The organism is Selenomonas sp. FC4001 (genome assembly GCF_000701565.1).
Taxonomy (GTDB): Bacteria; Bacillota; Negativicutes; order Selenomonadales; family Selenomonadaceae; genus Selenomonas_A; species Selenomonas_A ruminantium_B.
This window is the reverse complement of the sequence record NZ_JNJF01000006.1, coordinates 1-17,954: the sequence shown is the minus strand read 5'-3', so window position 1 is coordinate 17,954 and position 17,954 is coordinate 1. Positions and strand designations below refer to the sequence as shown.

The window sequence follows — 17,954 nt, the reverse complement described above, 5'->3', positions numbered from 1 at the left end:
AACGCTATCGAGCGTTTTTTGCCATAAGAAAAAGCCCTCCAAAATGGAAGGCTTGAAAATAATTTACCAGATAAAGAGACCAGCAATACCTGCGGACAGCAGGGACACCAGAATACCGGAAAGCAGCATATAGGCTACGTTGCGGGAGATGAGTTCATTCTTGTCATCATCCACCATGCTCTTGAAGCAGCCGATAATCATACCGAGCGTTGCAAAGTTCGCAAAGGAAGTGACGAACACCGTGAGCACGCCCTGCATATGACGGCTGAAGGTTGCAAGCGTATCCTGAACGCTCAGCATAACGACGAATTCGTTGGTCACGAGCTTCGTTCCCATGTACTGTGCCAGCTGGAAAGCCTCCCCGCTCTCCAGACCCATGAGCCAGGCAAAGGGGAACATGATGCAGCCCAGGATGTTTTCCAGGGTAATAGCCGGATGAATCAGCACCAGCAGCATATCGATGAGTTTTGCCAGTGCCACAAACGCGATAACGTTAGCGCAGATGATGAGTACCAGACGGCCAGCATTTAAGATGCTGTTGCCCAGGAAGGAGAAGAAGGGTTCTTTTTCTTCGCTGCCTTCGCCTACAGTTGCTACCGTATCTTCCGATTCTTTAATCTTCACCGGATGCAGAATGTTGGTGACAATCAAAGCATTGATGACGTTCAAAGGAATAGCCGTCAGAATGAATTCACCGGGCATCATCTTGATGTAAATACCCACCATAGCTGCCGTGATGCAGCTCATGGACATCATCGCAAGCGTCAGGCAGCGGTCAGCCTTCATGCGCTTTAACTGCAGGCTCGATACAGCCAAGGCTTCCGTGTTGCCAAGGAACATCATTTCGATAGCAAAGAAGGATTCAAACTTCGGTGCGCGGGTCAGGAAGGCCAGTACCTTACCTACCCATTTGATAACCCAGGGCAGTATCCCGATGTAGGTCAAAATATCGAACATCGGCACAACCAGGAGGATAGGCAGCAGAGCCGACGTGAAGAAGTTCATCTGCGGCACATGCACCCAGTCCGGGAAAGCAAAGGCAATACCTTCATAAGCTACACTGACCAGCCAGTTAAAGCCGGCAGCAGCGGCGATGATAATTTCACGGCCAATGGAAAAGGACGTCAGGAACCAGGCCAAAAATACATTAAGTGCTAAAAGCGCACCCACACAGCGCCACTGAATGGATTTTCGCTTTTTCGACAACAAGACACCAATGGCTACAAAGACAAAGATGCCAATAAGGTTTACTACTAAATACATGATTCATTCCCCCTTAGAGATTTGTACTTCCATGTCCTAATTGTTAATCATAGGACATGTGTCCTATTTTCGCACAAATCCGGTGTAATTGTCAATATATTAGAATTCTGTAAATGCATAAGGCATAATTTCTTCAAGGGTAACTACCTTCACATCACCCTTCATATTCGCCATGATGATGCGGGGAATCTTAAACTCCACCATCACCTGACGGCAGGCACCACAAGGCGAGCAGGGCCCCGGCGTATCGGCAATGAGCGCGATGGCGGCAAACTCCTGTTCCCCTTCGGATACGGCCTTGAAGATGGCCGTGCGCTCGGCACAATTCGTGATGGGGAAGCTGGAATTTTCGATATTGCAGCCGCCGTAGACATTACCTTTTTTCGTCAGCACGGCCGCTCCAACTTTGAACTTGGAATACGGCGCGTAGGCATTTTCCCGATATTTTTTCGCCGCGGCGATTAAGTCTTTATCCTCCACAGTAAAAACTCTCCTTCAATACATAATTATATGACAATTTATTGGGAAGCCTTCCCCTTGAGGGGAAGGTGTCAGCCATAAGGCTGACGGATGAGGTGGAAACGCTCAATTTGCCAATCATCACCTCATCCACCGCTAACGCGGTCCCCCTTCCCCTCAAGGGGAAGGCTTTTCTTAGTACTTCTCTACCAGGTCTTTTTCCACACGGGCATAAACCAGCGGTTTCTTTTCGGGAGCGTCCGCGCCGATAACCACGGATTTGCGGTAGAGGTCTTCGGCACCTTTAAGTGCTGCTTCCTTGGACGTATAGAGGGTAACGAGAACATCGCCCTTCTTCACTGCGTCACCGTATTTCTTATGGAGCATAAGGCCGGCGGAGAAGTCGATATCGCTTTCCTTCGTTTCGCGGCCAGCGCCTAAGATAACGGACATTTCGCCGATGGCTTCAGCGTTCATCTTCGTGATGAAGCCGTCTTCCTCAGCCTTGATTTCGGCCTTGAACGGAGCCTGAGCAAACTTGCTGTAGTCGCGCAGTACACTGTCGTCACCGCCCTGTTCCTTGACCATCGTGCAGAAGGTTTCGAATGCAGAACCGTCCTCGATGGCTTTTTCGGCCAGCTTGCGGCATTCATCCGGGTCGCCTTTGCCCACGAGATAGAGCATGTTGGCGGCCAGCTGCAAGGATACTTCCGTGAGGTCAGCCGGGCCATGTCCCTTCAGGACATCCATGGATTCGATTACTTCGAGGCTGTTGCCGATGCCAAGGCCCAGCGGCGTATCCATATCGGTAATGAGGGCTACCGTGCGGCGGCCTGCGCCTTCACCAATAGCCACCATCGTCTGGGCAAGTTTGATGGAATCATCGAGCGTCTTCATGAAGGCGCCGCTGCCCGTCTTAACGTCAAGCAGGATGCAGTCAGAACCTGCGGCCAGCTTCTTGCTCATGATGGAGGACGCAATCAGGGGAATGCAATCAACGGTTGCCGTTACATCGCGCAGGGCATAGAGTTTCTTGTCGGCAGGCGCCAGGTTGCCAGACTGGCCAATCAGGCTGATGCCGCATTTATTGACCGTATCGAAGAATTCCTTGCGGTCAAGGGCCGTCTTGTAACCGGGGATGGATTCGAGCTTGTCCACCGTACCGCCGGTATGACCGAGACCGCGGCCGCTCATCTTGGCCACCTTGCCGCCGCAGGCAGCGACAATTGGGCCAACAATCAGGGTCGTCTTGTCGCCGACACCACCCGTGGAATGCTTGTCGACCTTACGGCCTTCAATCGCAGAGAGGTCAATCATATCGCCGGATTTTGCCATCACCATCGTCAGCTGGGTGATTTCATGGTCCGTCATGCCGTTGAACCAAATCGCCATCAGCATGGAGGACATCTGGTAGTCAGGGATTTCGCCCTTGACATAGCCATCAATCATGAACTGGATTTCTTCATCCGTCAGAACCTCACCGTGTTTTTTCTTGGTAATCAGGTCGTACATTCTCATCGAAAACAGCCTCTTTTCTAAAGTTTAATCTTTGATAAAGCGCGGGAGCAGGCTCTCGCCCTTGGTTTTCAGGTCACAGTCAAACATGTCGGAAATGGTGGCGCCAATCATAGCAAAGGTGGGATACGTGCCCAGATTTACGCCTTCTTTGACATGCTTACCGTAAATCAGCAGGGGGATGTACTCGCGGGTGTGGTCAGTGCCCGGAGCGCCGGGGTCACAGCCGTGGTCAGCCGTAATCATCAGCACATCATCATCACGCATCTTGGCCATGAATTCACCGAGCTGCTTATCAAATACCGTCGCGGCATTTGCATAGCCGTCAATATCGCGGCGATGGCCATACTGCATATCAAAGTCCACGAGATTGACAAAGCACAGACCTTCAAAGTCTTCATCCATCACCTTGAGCGTCTTTTCCATGCCATCGACGTTGTCCTTGTTGATGCCCAAGGAACGGCTGACGTTTCTGCCCGCAAAGATATCGGAAATCTTGCCTACACCAATGGTATCGAGCCCCTTGCGGCGCAGAGCGTCCATCATGGTATCGCCCGTGGGGTCAAGGGAGAAATCATGGCGGCGGGAAGTACGCTGATAGTCCGGGAACTTGCCCACATACGGACGGGCAATAACACGGCCTACACCATGCTCACCCTGCAGGATTTCGCGCGCCGTCTTGCAGTAGCCATAGAGTTCATCCACGGGAACATCGGCTTCATTGGCGGCAATCTGGAATACGCTGTCTGCGGAGGTGTAGACAATCAGACCGCCCGTCTTTTCCTGTTCCTGACCGTAATCATGGATAACCGCCGTACCGGAATACGGCTTGTTGCAGAGAATCTTCTTGCCGAAAGCCTTTTCGAGCTTTGCAATGAGGTCAGCCGGGAAGCCGTCCGGATAGGTCGGCATGGGACGCTCGGACACGATGCCTGCGATTTCCCAATGGCCCGTGGTCGTATCCTTGCCGCGGGAAAGTTCACGCAGACGGGCAAAGGAACCCAGCGGCTTTTCCACCGGCTCGCCGCAGCCTACACCATCAATATTAAAGAGACCCAGCTTCTTCATATTCGGCGTGTCGTATTTCGAAGAACCCACAATAGATTTTAAGGTGTTGCACTCGCCATCGCCGAAGTCTGCTGCATCCGGTTCCTGGCCAATGCCGTAGCTGTCCAGAACGATAATAAACGCTCTTTTGAACTTGCCCATTATTTATCCACCTCGTCTTTCAGCACTTTCACCGCTGCGCTGGCTCCCAGACGCGTGCAGCCAGCTTCGATGAAGCCGACCATTTCCTCGCGGGTATGAATGCCACCCGCAGCCTTCATCTGTACGCCCTCACCGATGTTTTCCTTAAAGAGTTTGATATCTTCAAGGGTTGCACCCTTAGAACCAAAGCCCGTAGAAGTCTTGATGAAATCAGCGCCAGCTTCCGTTACGCACTTGCAGGCGGCGATTTTTTCTTCTTCCGTCAGGAAGCAGGTTTCCACGATAACCTTGAGCACGCGCTCGCCGCAAAGACGCTTGAGTGCACGAATTTCTTCGGTAACATATTCCGTTTCGCCGGCCTTGAGCATGCCAATGTTAATCACCATATCGATTTCTTCCGCACCATCAGCCAAAGCCTGTGCCGTTTCAGCAATCTTGGCCGCCGTGTTGCAGTTGCCGTTCGGGAAACCAACTACGGTTGCAATTTTAAGCTTGCCGCCATAATTCTCCCGAATCTTCGTGATGAAACAAGAAGGAATCATAACCGTAGCGGTATGATACTTCACAGCCTCCTCGCAGATTCCCTTTATATCCTCCCAAGTAGCCGTCTGTTTGAGCAGAGTATGGTCAACCTTGGACAAAATTTCCTGTGCGTTCATTGTATAGCCTCCTAGCTTAAAACCCGTGGGAACATCTATTCATCCCCTTTGTTATTCTTATTGTATCGCAATTCATCGCACAATAAAAGGACACATGTCTGTAAGTGTCCTTTTATTGGATAAAATTATTCGCTTTTTGTTCGCGCTGGTCAATTGCAGTATGTCGAGGAGTTCGTGGTAAAGGTATCCAACTCATACGTTGTCAGGGGCGAACGGGGAGTAATTTTTCTGTTTTCCGCTAAACGACCCCCTCGAAAAAAATAGCTGTCTAGATACCTGCGCCGGGCAAGCCAACGGCGCTGCTTTCAGCGTATTTACTTGGCAGCGTCCTACAGGGGCCGGCCTTCACTGCGTTCAGGCAGTCGCTCCCTACAGAAAAATCACTCCCCGTCCGCCCCAAACTACAAATTATGCAATCGGTGAGAACTCGTTGCTCCCGTTACAAGAACATCGATGTACTTGCTGCTTGTCATCACGAAAATGCCGTCTTATACGGACATCGCTTAGGGCGGAGGTGGTGATGCTTTTCGCCGTGGAACGACTGTCCGAACGCAGTGAGGACTGGCCCACAAGCGGCATATACTAAATACTGCGCTGAACATACGCGCCGCCGGTCTTGCCCGGCGCAGGTAACTAAAAAGCCCATAAATTTTACTTGTGGGTCATTCAGTGCAACGGCGAAAAGTATTACCACCTCCGCCCAAACTGAGCGGTAACAAATATAAGTAAGCTCGCATTAACATCGACATACTGCAATTAGCCTGCCAGTTCCTTCCCAGCCGCCAGCCGTTCTTCATACTCCCTGTCCAATATGCCCAGTATCACAAGATTCTCATACTTCCCATTGGTAATGATTGTCTCGCGAATCAATCCTTCCCGCACCATACCTTCCGACTCATAGAGGTGCAGTGCCCGCTCATTATAATCCTTGCAATCCAGCCAAGCCCGATGGAATTTCTTCACCGCAAAGCACCATTTCTTGATAAGCTGCATGGCCTCATGACCATAGCCCATGCCTTTCTTGGCAATAATCACATGGGTCCATTCCATTTCCTTGGCCTCGGTCTTTAACCCCGCCACGAGGAAATAGCCCACTTTTTCTCCGCTCTCCACTTCCTCCACAATCACATCCATGGAGGCCTCGCCTTTCGTGACGATATTGGTATGGAAATCCCTGTCAAACGGCACGATATAGGGCAGGTTATCTTCGGCGTATTCTAAATCGATAATGAAATCCAGGTCTTTTTCCGTGGCTTTCCGCAGGCGCAGGCGGGGCCCCGTTATTAAAATCTCGAACATAAAATCCCCCTTACTATTAATTTTCAGCTATCTATAGTATAATGATAGGGATTTTTTATTTCAAGCAATTATCGCAAGGGGGAATTACTTTGCTGAATATGGAATGGCTGAGCTGGTTTGACTGGACACATCTTATGGAAATGCTACTGGTCCCCGCCTGCATACTGGTGGTGGCCCTCACAGCCGGCATCACACTAAACCGCATGATAAAAAAACGCATCATGCATCGACTGACCACCGATGAAACCAGCTGGCAGAATATCCTGATTAACGCCCTGCAGGGAGTACCTATCTCCTTCTGCCTTGTGGTGGGCCTATACTGGATTGTCAACACCATTGACATCATCGAGCCGTTGGTGCGGATTTTCTCCTATATCCTCTTTACCGTGATTATCCTGACCATCACACGGGTTATCGCCCGCACGGTCAGCGGCGTTATCGATATGCAAATCGAGCGTTCCCAGCAGACTATGCCCAAAACCACACTCTTGAATGCCATCGTCAACGGCATCATCTACGCCATGGGCATCCTCGTCGTGTTACAATACTACGGGATTTCCATTGCCCCCATCCTCACCGCTTTAGGTGTCGGTGGTATGGCCGTGGCCCTGGCACTCCAAGAAACGCTGGCCAACATCTTTTCCGGCCTGCACCTGATTCTTTCCAAACAGCTGCGCTTAGGTGACTACATTCATCTAAGCTCCGGCGAAGAAGGCCGCGTCACCGACATCACCTGGCGTTTCACCACCATCGTTCCGGTCGGCGAAGGCAATATGGTGGTCATTCCGAACCAGAAAATCGCCTCCTCCATCATCACCAATTACAGCATGCCCCGCCACGATATCGTCATCAAAATTCCCGTAGGCGTCGCCTATGACAGCGACTTGCAAAAAGTGGAAGATGTGACGCTCGAAGTAGCCCGTCAGGTACTAGAGAGCCTCGGCGAAAAAATCGATGACAACCGCAAGCCCACTGTCCGTTTCTACAACTTCGGTGAAAGCAGCATCGATTTCAACGTGCTCCTGCACTCCGCCCGCTTTGATGACCAATTCCGCCTCAAGCACGAATTCATCAAAGCCCTGACCGCCCGTTTCCGCCAGGAAGGCATCGAAATTCCCTTCCCGATTCGGACCATCGTTCAGCAATAACGACAACAGAAACATGCAGATATCCACAGATTCCCGTCATGGCAATCTGTGGATAATTTTTTTTGCGCCTTTGGTGCGGGCTTCATGCGCCAATTTCCTTGTGGATAACTACGTGCACAAACACCTATATATAGTATTTCTATTGACTAAGCGCCATACATATTGTATAATTTCCTTACATTCACCACTTATTGTGGTTAGTCTTAAACACACCCCAACGGGTCATATAAATTAAAGGATAGGTGATTATCATGATGGTAAATGATGTAGCAGTAACCGTTGATGGTCTCAGCGATGTAACCGAGGCAGAAATCGCCCAGTACATTGGTTATGTAGAAGAACAGACCAACGAAAAAGTCAACGAACTGACCTTGACCCCTGCAGCTGACGGCCAGATTCATTTGGACTATGTACTCCAGCCGCAGAAATTTGAACGCATTCGCCGCATTACCGGTTATCTGGTAGGTACTATTGACCGCTGGAACAATGCGAAGCGCGCAGAAGAACACGACCGCGTAAAACACACGGTTATGCACTAAGCCAAAATGAAAATTCGCATTGCAGGCATTGTAGAGGAATCCATCGTGGACGGTGACGGCCTGCGCCTCTCAATCTTTACCCAGGGATGTCCCCATCATTGCCCTGGCTGCCATAACCCTGGCACCCATCCCGCCACCGGCGGCCGTGATGCCGATACGGACGAAATTCTCGCCCTCGTAGATGCCAATCCCCTGCTGGACGGCATCACCTTCAGCGGCGGGGAGCCGTTCCTGCAGCCCTCCCCCTTGACCAAACTAGCCCGTGAGGCCCATGCCCGCGGGCTTGATGTTTGGAGTTACACAGGCTACACCTTAGAACAGCTCGTTGCCAAGAAAAATCCCGCCATCGATGCTCTGCTGAAAGAACTCGATGTGCTGGTGGATGGCCGCTACGAAGAACGCCTGCGGGACCTGACCCTGAACTTCCGCGGCTCCAGCAACCAAAGAGTCATCGATATGAACGCCTACCGCAAGACAGGCAAGATTAAAACGCTATTTTAGTTCGCAATTCATAATTCGCAGTACGCCGCCAGCGGCCATACTTGCCACGCGCTGCTCGGTGGCTCGCTAAAAAATCTCCTTTGCCCTTAATTAAGCATGGTGAAAAGTCAAAACTCGCTACGCTCAAACAGTAGACTTTTCCCCAAGATATTAAGGTAGGCAAAGGAGATTTTTCTTTACGCTCGCTCGCCTAACGCTTCGCTTAGGCAAGTATGGCCACTGGCGGCTAGTTGCGAGGCTATCGCTTTTGCTCAGCCATGCGGCTGCTGCTAACTTTTCGGCGAGTTTTTGTCCCAACCAGCGATATAGTTGCATAATAATGGCTAGATAGTATCTTTGGCGGGGCGGCTGGATGTTGTCCTAAGCGGCGCGTATGACATTTCGCGTTAAGAAAATATTTTTTGCCCACCACCTAAAAAAAGCAAAGCATCTACTGTTTGAACGCAGTGAGTTTAGATGCTTTGCTTTTTATAATTGGCAAAAAATATTTTTAGCGAAATGCCATAGCACAGCGTGGACAACAGCCAGCCGCCCCGCCAGCCACTAGCCAACCAAGAACTACTTAACAACGAGCACCGGGCATTTCGCCTGTTCCACAATATACTGGCTGACACTACCCAACAGTACCCCTTTGACAATACCGAGCCCGCGGCTGCCCATAATAATCAAATCAATATCATTAGACGAAGCAAAATCCAAAATCACCACGGCCGGCGACCCCGTTTCCGAAAAGGCTTCCTTTTCAATCCCCGAGGGCACCATTTCCATCGCTCTGTCCAGAATAACATTTCCGGCCTTCGTTACCGCTTCCAGAATAGCATCCGACAGGCAGGCATTAATCGCCAACTGATTGATGTTGGCCACATAGAGAAAGTTGAGCTTTGCCTCACAGACCTCGGCCATAGCGATAGCCTCTGCCACGGCACGATCCGAACCTTCCGAACCATCCACCGGTACAAGAATATTTTTCATCATAATGATTACCCCCTCAAGGTCATTTAACCACCATCACTGCCGTTTGCGCCCGCTCAACCAATTCCTGGCTGACGCTGCCTGCAAAGAAGCCTTCCACGACTCCCAGCCCCCGGCCACCGGTCACGATTAAATCCGGCAGGCTTTCCTCAGCAAACTGCAAAATCTCCTCCACCGGCATCCCCGTGCGGGTATGATACGCATAATCAACATCATCCGGCATACAACCCTTGACCATGGTCTGGGTTGCTGCTTCATCACTGCGCACATCCCCGGCAATGACATCCGGCAGCCAGCTTTCCTCCTGCGCATCCGTTTCACTGGTAAAATAAGTCACATGGAGCACATCCAGCTTGGCTCCCATCTCATCAGCCAGATTTGCCGCAAACTTCAAAGCCCGCTTCGATGTATCGGACGCATCCACCGGCACTAAAATACGGGATAACTTCATCTGAACATACCTCCCCGTAATACTCTTTGTCTTTATACTTCGCGCCGCCGCCTGCAAAATCCTGCCCTGACAACGAGAAAATACATTGACATTTTCTCACGGATAATGCTACACTAAATAGAACATTTTAGATGATTATACTAGATAAAAATAACAATTATGTAAACCGCCATACAACGAGGAGGCCATATCATGTCCAAAGAAAAAGCCAGCAAACCAAACAATGCCGAAATTGTCGCCCAGACTACCATTGCTGGAGTCTATCAAGCCGCCCGCAATTTAGAGGGCATTGTCCGCAAAACCCGCCTGATTGAAAGTGACTTTTTCTCTGAACAGTCCGGCAACAAAGTCTACTTGAAACCCGAAAACCTCCAGCACACCGGCGCCTTCAAGCTGCGCGGCGCGTATAATAAAATCAGCCAGCTCACCCCCGAAGAGCGTGCCAAAGGCGTTATTACCTCATCTGCTGGCAACCATGCCCAGGGCGTGGCCTTTGCCGCACAGAAACTCGGCGTCAAGGCCGTTATCTGTATGCCCGCCACCACGCCAATCTTAAAAGTCGAAGGCACCAAAGCCCTCGGCGCTGAAGTCGTGCTCCACGGTGACGGCTTTGACGATGCCTATGCTTACAGCCTCGAACTGCAAAAACAGCACGGCTATGTCTATATCCACCCCTTCAACGACTTGCAGGTGCTTTTAGGGCAGGGCACCACGGCACTCGAAATCATCGACGCCTGCAAGGACATTGACGCCATCCTCGTCCCCATCGGCGGCGGCGGCTTTGCCTCCGGCGTAGCCCTGGCCACAAAACTCGTCAACCCCAACATCAAAGTTATCGGCGTAGAGCCGGAAAACGCCGCCTGTATGAAAGCCGCCCTCGCTAAAGGAAAAATCACGACCCTAAAATCCGCCGACACCGTAGCCGATGGCTGCGCCGTAAAGACGGCAGGCACACTGACCTACGAATTCTGCAAAAAATACCTCGATGATATCATCACCGTTTCCGAAATGGAAATCATGGGCGCTCTGCTCTCCCTCATTGAAAAGCACAAACTCATCGCCGAAGGTGCAGGTGTGCTGTCCCTTGCCGCCCTCTCCAAGCTCCCCTTCAAGGGCAAAAAAGTAGCCGCCATCGTCAGCGGCGGCAATATCGATATATCCACGATTTCCGCCCTGATTGAAAAGGCAAAAATTGCCCGTGGCCGCGTCTTCTGCTTCGGCGTACTCCTGCCGGATAAACCGGGCCAGCTCCTCAATGTCGCCCGCATTCTCGCCGAAGAAAACGCCAACGTCATCGAACTCAACCACAACCAGTCCAAAGTGACCGACAGTTTCAAAAAGGTAATTCTCGAAGTCACCTGCGAGACCAACAACGAAGAACACATCCAGCGCATCACCAAAGCCCTGCATGATAATGGGTATGAACTGGAACGGATTTACTGATGACGAACCCCGCTATGCAGAAAAAAGCTCTCGGCTTCTCACCAAGAGCTTTTTTTGTTTGCACTTATATTTTAGAAGGACAATAACATTAATCCTTTGCCACGCTGATCAGTTACGCCCATCCTGCCGCACAGGAACATACTGTGTCCTTTTTCCAGCCTTCTGCATTATCAAGACTCCATCGTTGCACATATTTGTCAATATAGAATATGCTTTGCTTGCCCCCACGGACAGTGCCTCCTCAACATCCCTGCGGGTAACCATCCCCTTGCTGGCTGCCAACTTCATCACGATTTCTTTTTCTGCCTCTGGCTGGTATGGCGTTACTATTTCTGGCTCTTCAGCAAAGTTTAGATTAAACAGTGTAGTCTTAAACGCCCCTGGTGCTGACTCGAAAACAGCCTGACGCTGACTATTTTTATACAGAGCTTTAATACGTTTTATACCAGTACCATAGCTTTCCACCAGTTTCAGCCTGTAAAATACATTTGCCAGACAGGCATTGCGTGACTGAGATACCCCCATCAGCACAGCCTCCATGGAAAGCCCCGATACCAATCCACCAAGGGACACGAATTCTATTCTGTCATCATATATGTTTACCAACGTACTGCCATTGAAACTGTAATCACGATGGATAATGGCATTGAGCAATGCTTCCCTGACGGCCGCTATAGGATAGTCTCTCTGCTCCTTGCGTCGCAGGCCTTCAATAGTTGATTTTACTGCTATATTTTTATCCAGAAAAGCATACCCTTCTTCCAACTGTGACAGCAACGAGCCACTAAACTCCTGATGATTGCGGAATACGACATCATCTGTGCCTTGGAATACGGCCACTTTTAGCGTATGTTCACACTGGTCAGACAACAGCAGGGCAAGATTGGTGAAAAGACCATCTTCACCAATCATGTTCAATGTACGCATCTGCACGGCCCCGCATTCCATTTCCCTCACGGCCATTTCTTTCTGAAAAGCCTCGAAGGTAAGCTCTTGGTTAAGGCTGCGACATGTTTCATAGGATTTGCCATATGACTCCACAATCATGTCTCTTATCCCTGCTTCACTGAGGGGTTGCGATGAGGTTCCCCGGCGTACATACACTCCAGTCGGCTTCAAGCCCTTGTCCTTCAAATAATACGGTCTGGCAGAACCAATGGACACTTCTACTGCAATCACGACCTTATTTTCTTGTTCGAAAGCTCGAATCTGCACAAAAGGCATAATGTCTGGTGCGATGCCATCTTTCAGACTTCCCGCCAGTCGCAACATGGTATCATCTGAATCTTCTACACCTGCCACCGAGCCATCATCGTTTATGCCTATATAAAGAGTGCCGCCTTCTGTATTGGCAAAAGCTACAATATCTTTGCGAAGCTCTTGAACATATACACGCTTGTACTCAATATCTACATTTTCTCTATTGGTCATCACGTTGTTCCTCTCTCATTCTCTTTCTTTCTCATTATAAAAGAGATAGAAAGAGAATGCAAGAGAATAACCCCACGTTTCCTCAAACTTTTACAGTCTGATACAACGCTACCTGAATACAAAGACTTTGCCCCCAATTTATTGGGCAAACTACAAGAATTAGACAAGCAACCGCGTCGTTTATCCTGATAATTACTCAAAAATAGCCTATGATATTTTTATAGAATCAGGCACTGCAAGAGCCCTGCCACACCGAACACGATGAATATCGCCGCCGACACTTTTTGCATAGTCGGGGGCGATATTTTTTTCTGCAGGTAGTTGCCAGCCACAAGTCCCATACCGTCGGCAATAATCATGCCGGCCACAGCACCGATAAAGACCATCAGCCAGCTATTCATTTCCGAAGCCAGCGCCACAGCTGCCAGCTGCGTCTTATCGCCCATTTCGCCAACGATGAATGTCAATGCTACGGTCATTACCGGCCCGAAGCGGCTGGCCTTGCATTCCTCTTCTTCCGCATCTTCCTCCCCCTTCAATGACCAAAGGCCAAAGCAGATAAAGAGGATAGAGGCGGCAATAGCCATTTTTTCCGCTGGCAGCAGACTGCCGATGGTGGCGCCCAAGAGCACCGCCATGGCATGTACCACGATTATCCCCAGGGTCATGCCCACAAACACCCGGCGGCTGTCGTAGCGGCCTGCCAGCGCCATCACGAGGAACTGGGTCTTGTCCCCCATCTCAGCGAAAAAAATCAACAAGAAAGATGCCCAAAATGCTTCCATCCATTCCACTCCTAAACTGTTGCAAATATGATATACACAATATAACACAGGTGCTCTCGAAAAAAGCAGGAAAATCCTCTCAGCCGTCGAATCTTTTTAAGTGCTGGGGGTGAAACCATGAGAGCGATTGTACATTGGAAAGGCGGTTCATCCGTCTCCATCGACGATATTTTGACCATCCGTTATACCGACAAAGACGGCCCTAAATTCCTGCAAAGCAATGATTTAAGTTCCTTTCAGTTTCAGGGAATTGATTCCTTCTCCTTCTTCACCAAAAAGGGACTGCTTATTTTTTCCGTGGCGGAAATCCTCTATATCGACTTCCGCGCCCGCTAGTGTACCTGATAAAATGAAAAGCCCTTGTCAAAGCTAAGTGCCATGACAAGGGCTTGATTTGTTAAGTGGTGCCTTCGAGCGGAATCGAACCACTGACACGGGGATTTTCAGTCCCCTGCTCTACCAACTGAGCTACAAAGGCAAAATGGCGACCCGAAGGGGACTTGAACCCCTGACCTCCGCCGTGACAGGGCGGCATTCTAACCAACTAAACTACCGGGCCATGTGAATGTGTCACTCACAGGACATAATTATACGGATAAAAGCCCTCGTTGTCAATAGCTTTTCACAAAAAAATAACCTTTCACAGCAGAAAGGTTATTTTTTCACCATTTAGTTCAAGGCTTCCACAAACTTCTTCAAGTCTTCCGCTGCTTTCGTCACACGGGACAGATTAGCCGTGATTTCCTCGGTGGAAGCGGCCTGCTCCTCACTGATGGAGCCAGTGGTTTCAATCGTCTTGGAAATGCCCTCAACGGCCTTGTTCATTTCATTCAGCGTGGACTGAATCTTTTCCGTTGCTTCACGGGACTGTTCAGCCAGCTTACGCACTTCTTCAGCTACGACGGCAAAGCCACGTCCTTGTTCACCGGCACGGGCTGCTTCAATGGCGGCGTTGAGGCCCAGTAAGTTCGTCTGGCCGGCGATATTGGTGATGAAATCGATGACCTTGATGGTATCCGCATTTTTTTCCTGCAGGAGCTTGGCCTGTTCTACAGACTCCTGACCTGCTTTGGCCAGCGCACTGGCACTTTTGGCTACCTGCTCGACTGCTTCATAAACCGTCTGGGTTGAAGTGGCGATTTCCTCAATCGCCGAAGACAGCCGTGCATTAATCTCTTCCCTGTTTTTGATATCCTCTGCCATTTATATTCCTCCCCATCTTAATAATTCACATCAATAGTCAACGCCCCATTTACATTTTCCTATAATGCCTTGCTCTTCTTTAATTCCACATACGACTCTAAAAACCTTCTTTTCTTTCGAAAAAATTTTCATAAGATTATCAAAAGGATTCTCGCCCTTGTGAACCGAATAAATACATAAAGATTGACCGTTACCGAAAAGGCACGAGGATATATGAACTAAGGAAGGAATTGCTATGGAAAATGGTATTTCACTATATCCCGGCCAGGGAACGCCCGTGGAGCAGAGCCTGGCCATCATCGAGGAAGCAGCTGGCTGTGGTCTGCGGCGGCTCTTTCTCGCTTTGCCTGAATATCCCACCGATTTGGGTGATATAAAAGGAGAATTGTCGGCCATTTTGAAGGCAGCCCGGCAAAATGATATGGAAGTTGTCGCTAACGTCACGCCGCAAACGCAGGAAAGGCTGGAACTTCCAGAACTAAGTCCCTCCCTGTTCCGTATCTGGGGCATCAAGACCCTGCGGCTGGCAGAGGGATTTTCCCCGGCAGAGATTGCCACCCTGTCACAGAATCGGCAGGGCATACGCATTGCCCTGAATGCCTCCACTGTCACCAGCAGGATTATCGCCGCTTTAGTCGAACTAAAGGCCAACTTCCGGCAAATCGAAGCCCTGCACAGTTTTTATCCACGCCCCTTTACCGGGCTAAGCGAGGACCTGCTTGTACGCAAGACCATGTTGCTGCACAAAGCCGGCATCCGAGTAGGAGCCTTTGTTCCCGGCGCTAACCGCCAGCATAATTTCTGCAAAGCTGGCTGTCCTACGCTGGAAAATCATCGGGAAGAAACTGCTTCCCTAGCGGCCCGTCATCTGGTGGCGTTGGGCATTGATGCCATCTTCCTCGGTGACCTGCCGCCACTGCCCGAGGAGCTGCAAGCCATCAGCCAGCTCTCGGATAAAGCAGTAACCCTGCAGGCCAAGTGGCTGACTCCCAATCCCCAATTACGGCAGCATTTACAGCATGTGTTCACGGCGCGTCAGGATGTGGCGCAAAACGCCGTACGGGCTGGCGACAGTCAGGATTTCTGGCAGGACACGGAGCTGCAGATTGCGCCGGAAAACGCCGTTTCCCGCCCCTTAGGAGCTATCACCATTGACAATGAACGGAATCTGCCCTATATGGGTGAAGTGCAGATTTGCCGCAGCAACCTGCCAGCCGATACGGGAGTAAATGTAGCTGCCCAGATTGATTCCCGCGAGCTCAATCTCATAGAGTACATCAGCCCTGGCCGGAAATTTTCCTTCATCTTCCACGAATGATTTGTGTTATAATAAAAGAATAAGTCGAACGAGGAAGGAAACATTTTTATGTCTGATACACTGACCGCGGATATGTGCGAGATTCATCACATACATCCCGATAAATTAAAAACCTGCGCCATGCGTAAGCTGGACGATGAAACCAGTTTGGAACTGGCAGATTTATTCAAAGTGCTGGGCGATAAAACCCGCATTAAACTGCTTTCCCTGTTGGCCGCTGAGGACGAACTCTGTGTCTGCGATATTGCCGAAAGCCTGCAGATGGGCCAGTCAGCCATTTCGCACCAGCTACGTGTCCTGCGGGCTGCCCGGTTGGTAAAATTCCGCAAATCAGGCAAAGAGGCCTTCTACAGCCTCGATGATGACCATGTGCTCATTCTCATGCACATGGGACTTGACCACGTACAGGAACATTGATTCCCTGTCAAACATTGACGAAAGGACGATGCCGATGAACAAGCAGTTGCTCAAAACAGGCTTAACCCTGGGACTGGCGCTCTTCATGTCGAGCGCGGTCACGCTGGCTTCCCCCACTCTGCAGGAAGGCTCCCATGGCCATGATGTGCTGCTCCTGCAAAAGAAATTGCAGGCAGTCGGCTATAAGATAACCAGCGTAGACGGCGTGTACGGCAGTGAAACCGAGCGGGCTGTTGCAGAATTTCAGCGGGATAACAAAATCCGTATCACCGGTATCGTCAATAACGCCACCTGGCGGGCTCTGCAAAAGGCGAAAAAGGTTAAATGGGGCGTGGACGTCCCCAAACCTGCCGCCAAAGAAAGTGGTACGCTCGCTTCAAAAGGGCCGTTGGCTCCCAACAATGCGCCCATTCTTGCCAAAGGTAAGGTCGGAGCCCTGCTGAAAACTGCCCGCTCTTATATCGGTGTGCCTTATGCGTTTGGTGGAACAACGCCCAAGGCCTTTGACTGCTCCGGCTATCTCCAATACGTCTTTGCCAAGAATGGCATCAATATCCCTCGTACTGCCGATGAACAATACAAGCTGGGGCTGCGCACCAACAGCAGCAAACAACTGGTTCCCGGAGATTTGGTTTTCTTCACCACCTACGAACCTGGCGCCTCCCACTGCGGCATCTATCTGGGCGACGGCGAATTCATCCATGCCAGCTCTAGCCGAGGTGTCCGGGTGGATGCCCTCTCCGATACCTACTGGGCACCGCGTTACTTAGGCGGTAAACACATCGTAAAATAATAGCAAAAGCCTTCCCTTTTTTGGGGAAGGATTTTTTTTGCACAATTTTAGAGACGACAAAAAAGCCATTGCCTCAGCAATGACTTTAATTTCAAGTGGCGGAGTGGAGAGGATTCGAACCTCCGCACCGGTTACCCAGCCTAACGATTTAGCAAACCGTCCTCTTCAGCCTCTTGAGTACCACTCCGTATATATGGCAGGGGCAGTAAGAATCGAACTCACAACCTACGGTTTTGGAGACCGTTGCTCTACCAATTGAGCTATACCCCTACATATTAAAAAATGGGGCGACTTATGGGGATCGAACCCATGCATGCTGGAGCCACAATCCAGTGTGTTAACCGCTTCACCAAAGCCGCCATGATAAAAAATCCCATATAGGGAAAAACTGGCAACGCCCTATCCTCCCAGTCCGTCTCCAGACAAGTACTTTCGGCGTATGAGTGCTTAACTACTGTGTTCGGTATGGGAACAGGTGGAACCACTCAGCTATCGTCACCAGATATTCTGTTGAGTATATATGCTACACTCAAAACTATACAGAAGAAA

19 protein-coding genes, 5 tRNA genes and 1 rRNA gene are annotated in these 17,954 nt (G+C 50.2%); 8 read left to right on the top strand and 17 right to left on the bottom strand.

The window, feature by feature from the left end; translation table 11 throughout:
• Nucleotides 1-63: 63 nt before the first annotated feature.
• The 6 genes from T320_RS02880 to T320_RS02855 form a co-directional block, all read right to left on the bottom strand.
• Nucleotides 64-1,263, bottom strand: coding sequence for a NupC/NupG family nucleoside CNT transporter (locus T320_RS02880; protein WP_026759933.1), 1,200 nt, complete (start codon nt 1,261-1,263; stop codon nt 64-66).
• A gap of 99 nt (nt 1,264-1,362) precedes the next feature.
• Nucleotides 1,363-1,743, bottom strand: coding sequence for a cytidine deaminase (locus tag T320_RS02875; RefSeq protein ID WP_026759932.1), 381 nt, complete (start codon nt 1,741-1,743; stop codon nt 1,363-1,365).
• Nucleotides 1,744-1,917: 174 nt separating this feature from the next.
• Nucleotides 1,918-3,240, bottom strand: a complete 1,323-nt coding sequence (locus tag T320_RS02870) for a pyrimidine-nucleoside phosphorylase (protein ID WP_037352995.1) — start codon at nt 3,238-3,240, stop codon at nt 1,918-1,920.
• A 24-nt stretch (nt 3,241-3,264) separates the two neighbouring features.
• A complete protein-coding gene (locus T320_RS02865; RefSeq protein ID WP_037352994.1) occupies nt 3,265-4,446 on the bottom strand; it encodes a phosphopentomutase in 1,182 nt (393 codons plus the stop codon).
• A complete protein-coding gene (gene deoC, locus T320_RS02860) occupies nt 4,446-5,105 on the bottom strand; it encodes a deoxyribose-phosphate aldolase (protein ID WP_037352993.1) in 660 nt (219 codons plus the stop codon). The genes T320_RS02865 and deoC overlap by 1 nt, the downstream gene beginning before the upstream one ends.
• A gap of 756 nt (nt 5,106-5,861) precedes the next feature.
• Nucleotides 5,862-6,404, bottom strand: coding sequence for a GNAT family N-acetyltransferase (locus T320_RS02855; RefSeq protein WP_037352992.1), 543 nt, complete (start codon nt 6,402-6,404; stop codon nt 5,862-5,864).
• A gap of 98 nt (nt 6,405-6,502) precedes the next feature.
• Between T320_RS02855 and T320_RS02850 the strand changes: the two genes are divergently transcribed.
• The 3 genes from T320_RS02850 (at nt 6,503) to nrdG (ending at nt 8,592) form a co-directional block, all read left to right on the top strand.
• Nucleotides 6,503-7,552: a mechanosensitive ion channel family protein gene (locus T320_RS02850; RefSeq protein WP_037353088.1), complete on the top strand. Its 1,050-nt coding sequence runs from the start codon at nt 6,503-6,505 to the stop codon at nt 7,550-7,552.
• A 251-nt stretch (nt 7,553-7,803) separates the two neighbouring features.
• The gene (gene nrdD / locus T320_RS02845) at nt 7,804-8,091 is read left to right on the top strand and encodes an anaerobic ribonucleoside-triphosphate reductase (protein ID WP_026759926.1); all 288 of its coding nucleotides are present in this window, start codon (nt 7,804-7,806) and stop codon (nt 8,089-8,091) included.
• A 6-nt stretch (nt 8,092-8,097) separates the two neighbouring features.
• Nucleotides 8,098-8,592, top strand: coding sequence for an anaerobic ribonucleoside-triphosphate reductase activating protein (gene nrdG, locus T320_RS02840; RefSeq protein WP_026759925.1), 495 nt, complete (start codon nt 8,098-8,100; stop codon nt 8,590-8,592).
• A 558-nt stretch (nt 8,593-9,150) separates the two neighbouring features.
• Here nrdG and T320_RS02835 read toward each other — a convergent pair.
• Together T320_RS02835 and T320_RS02830 are read right to left on the bottom strand one after the other, a co-directional pair.
• Nucleotides 9,151-9,567: a universal stress protein gene (locus T320_RS02835; RefSeq protein WP_026759924.1), complete on the bottom strand. Its 417-nt coding sequence runs from the start codon at nt 9,565-9,567 to the stop codon at nt 9,151-9,153.
• A 19-nt stretch (nt 9,568-9,586) separates the two neighbouring features.
• Nucleotides 9,587-10,015: a universal stress protein gene (locus T320_RS02830; RefSeq protein WP_037352991.1), complete on the bottom strand. Its 429-nt coding sequence runs from the start codon at nt 10,013-10,015 to the stop codon at nt 9,587-9,589.
• Between the two features lie 192 nt (nt 10,016-10,207).
• Between T320_RS02830 and ilvA the strand changes: the two genes are divergently transcribed.
• A complete protein-coding gene (ilvA, locus tag T320_RS02825; RefSeq protein ID WP_037352990.1) occupies nt 10,208-11,458 on the top strand; it encodes a threonine ammonia-lyase in 1,251 nt (416 codons plus the stop codon).
• Between the two features lie 108 nt (nt 11,459-11,566).
• Here ilvA and T320_RS02820 read toward each other — a convergent pair whose 3' ends face one another.
• A complete protein-coding gene (locus T320_RS02820) occupies nt 11,567-12,889 on the bottom strand; it encodes an RNA-binding domain-containing protein (protein WP_037352989.1) in 1,323 nt (440 codons plus the stop codon).
• A gap of 218 nt (nt 12,890-13,107) precedes the next feature.
• Nucleotides 13,108-13,674 (bottom strand): TMEM165/GDT1 family protein, encoded by a 567-nt coding sequence (locus T320_RS02815; protein ID WP_037352988.1) that lies wholly within the window; start codon nt 13,672-13,674, stop codon nt 13,108-13,110.
• Between the two features lie 117 nt (nt 13,675-13,791).
• Here T320_RS02815 and T320_RS02810 point away from each other — a divergent pair, with 117 nt between their 5' ends.
• Complete coding sequence (locus tag T320_RS02810; protein WP_026759919.1) at nt 13,792-14,010, top strand: hypothetical protein; 219 nt, start codon at nt 13,792-13,794, stop codon at nt 14,008-14,010.
• Between the two features lie 66 nt (nt 14,011-14,076).
• Here the strand turns inward: T320_RS02810 and T320_RS02805 are convergent.
• The 3 genes from T320_RS02805 to T320_RS02795 all read right to left on the bottom strand — a co-directional run bounded on the left by T320_RS02805 (nt 14,077) and on the right by T320_RS02795 (nt 14,877).
• Nucleotides 14,077-14,152 (bottom strand) — tRNA-Phe (locus T320_RS02805).
• Nucleotides 14,153-14,156: 4 nt separating this feature from the next.
• Nucleotides 14,157-14,233: transfer RNA gene (locus tag T320_RS02800), tRNA-Asp, on the bottom strand.
• Nucleotides 14,234-14,343: 110 nt separating this feature from the next.
• The gene (locus T320_RS02795) at nt 14,344-14,877 is read right to left on the bottom strand and encodes a methyl-accepting chemotaxis protein (protein WP_026759918.1); all 534 of its coding nucleotides are present in this window, start codon (nt 14,875-14,877) and stop codon (nt 14,344-14,346) included.
• 235 nt (nt 14,878-15,112) lie between these two features.
• On the opposite strand from T320_RS02795, the gene T320_RS02790 reads away from it, so the two are divergent.
• The 3 genes from T320_RS02790 (at nt 15,113) to T320_RS02780 (ending at nt 17,405) form a co-directional block, all read left to right on the top strand.
• Nucleotides 15,113-16,195, top strand: a complete 1,083-nt coding sequence (locus T320_RS02790) for a MupG family TIM beta-alpha barrel fold protein (RefSeq protein ID WP_037352987.1) — start codon at nt 15,113-15,115, stop codon at nt 16,193-16,195.
• 120 nt (nt 16,196-16,315) lie between these two features.
• On the top strand, nt 16,316-16,612 hold the full coding sequence (locus T320_RS02785) for an ArsR/SmtB family transcription factor (RefSeq protein ID WP_037353087.1): 297 nt from the start codon (nt 16,316-16,318) through the stop codon (nt 16,610-16,612).
• A gap of 34 nt (nt 16,613-16,646) precedes the next feature.
• Nucleotides 16,647-17,405, top strand: a complete 759-nt coding sequence (locus tag T320_RS02780; RefSeq protein ID WP_037352986.1) for a C40 family peptidase — start codon at nt 16,647-16,649, stop codon at nt 17,403-17,405.
• A gap of 96 nt (nt 17,406-17,501) precedes the next feature.
• Here the strand turns inward: T320_RS02780 and T320_RS02775 are convergent.
• The 4 genes from T320_RS02775 to rrf all read right to left on the bottom strand — a co-directional run bounded on the left by T320_RS02775 (nt 17,502) and on the right by rrf (nt 17,908).
• Nucleotides 17,502-17,592, bottom strand: a tRNA-Ser gene (locus T320_RS02775).
• Nucleotides 17,593-17,599: 7 nt separating this feature from the next.
• Nucleotides 17,600-17,675: transfer RNA gene (locus T320_RS02770), tRNA-Trp, on the bottom strand.
• A gap of 13 nt (nt 17,676-17,688) precedes the next feature.
• Nucleotides 17,689-17,764: transfer RNA gene (locus tag T320_RS02765), tRNA-His, on the bottom strand.
• 27 nt (nt 17,765-17,791) lie between these two features.
• Nucleotides 17,792-17,908, bottom strand: a 5S ribosomal RNA gene (rrf, locus tag T320_RS02760).
• Nucleotides 17,909-17,954 lie beyond the last annotated feature (46 nt).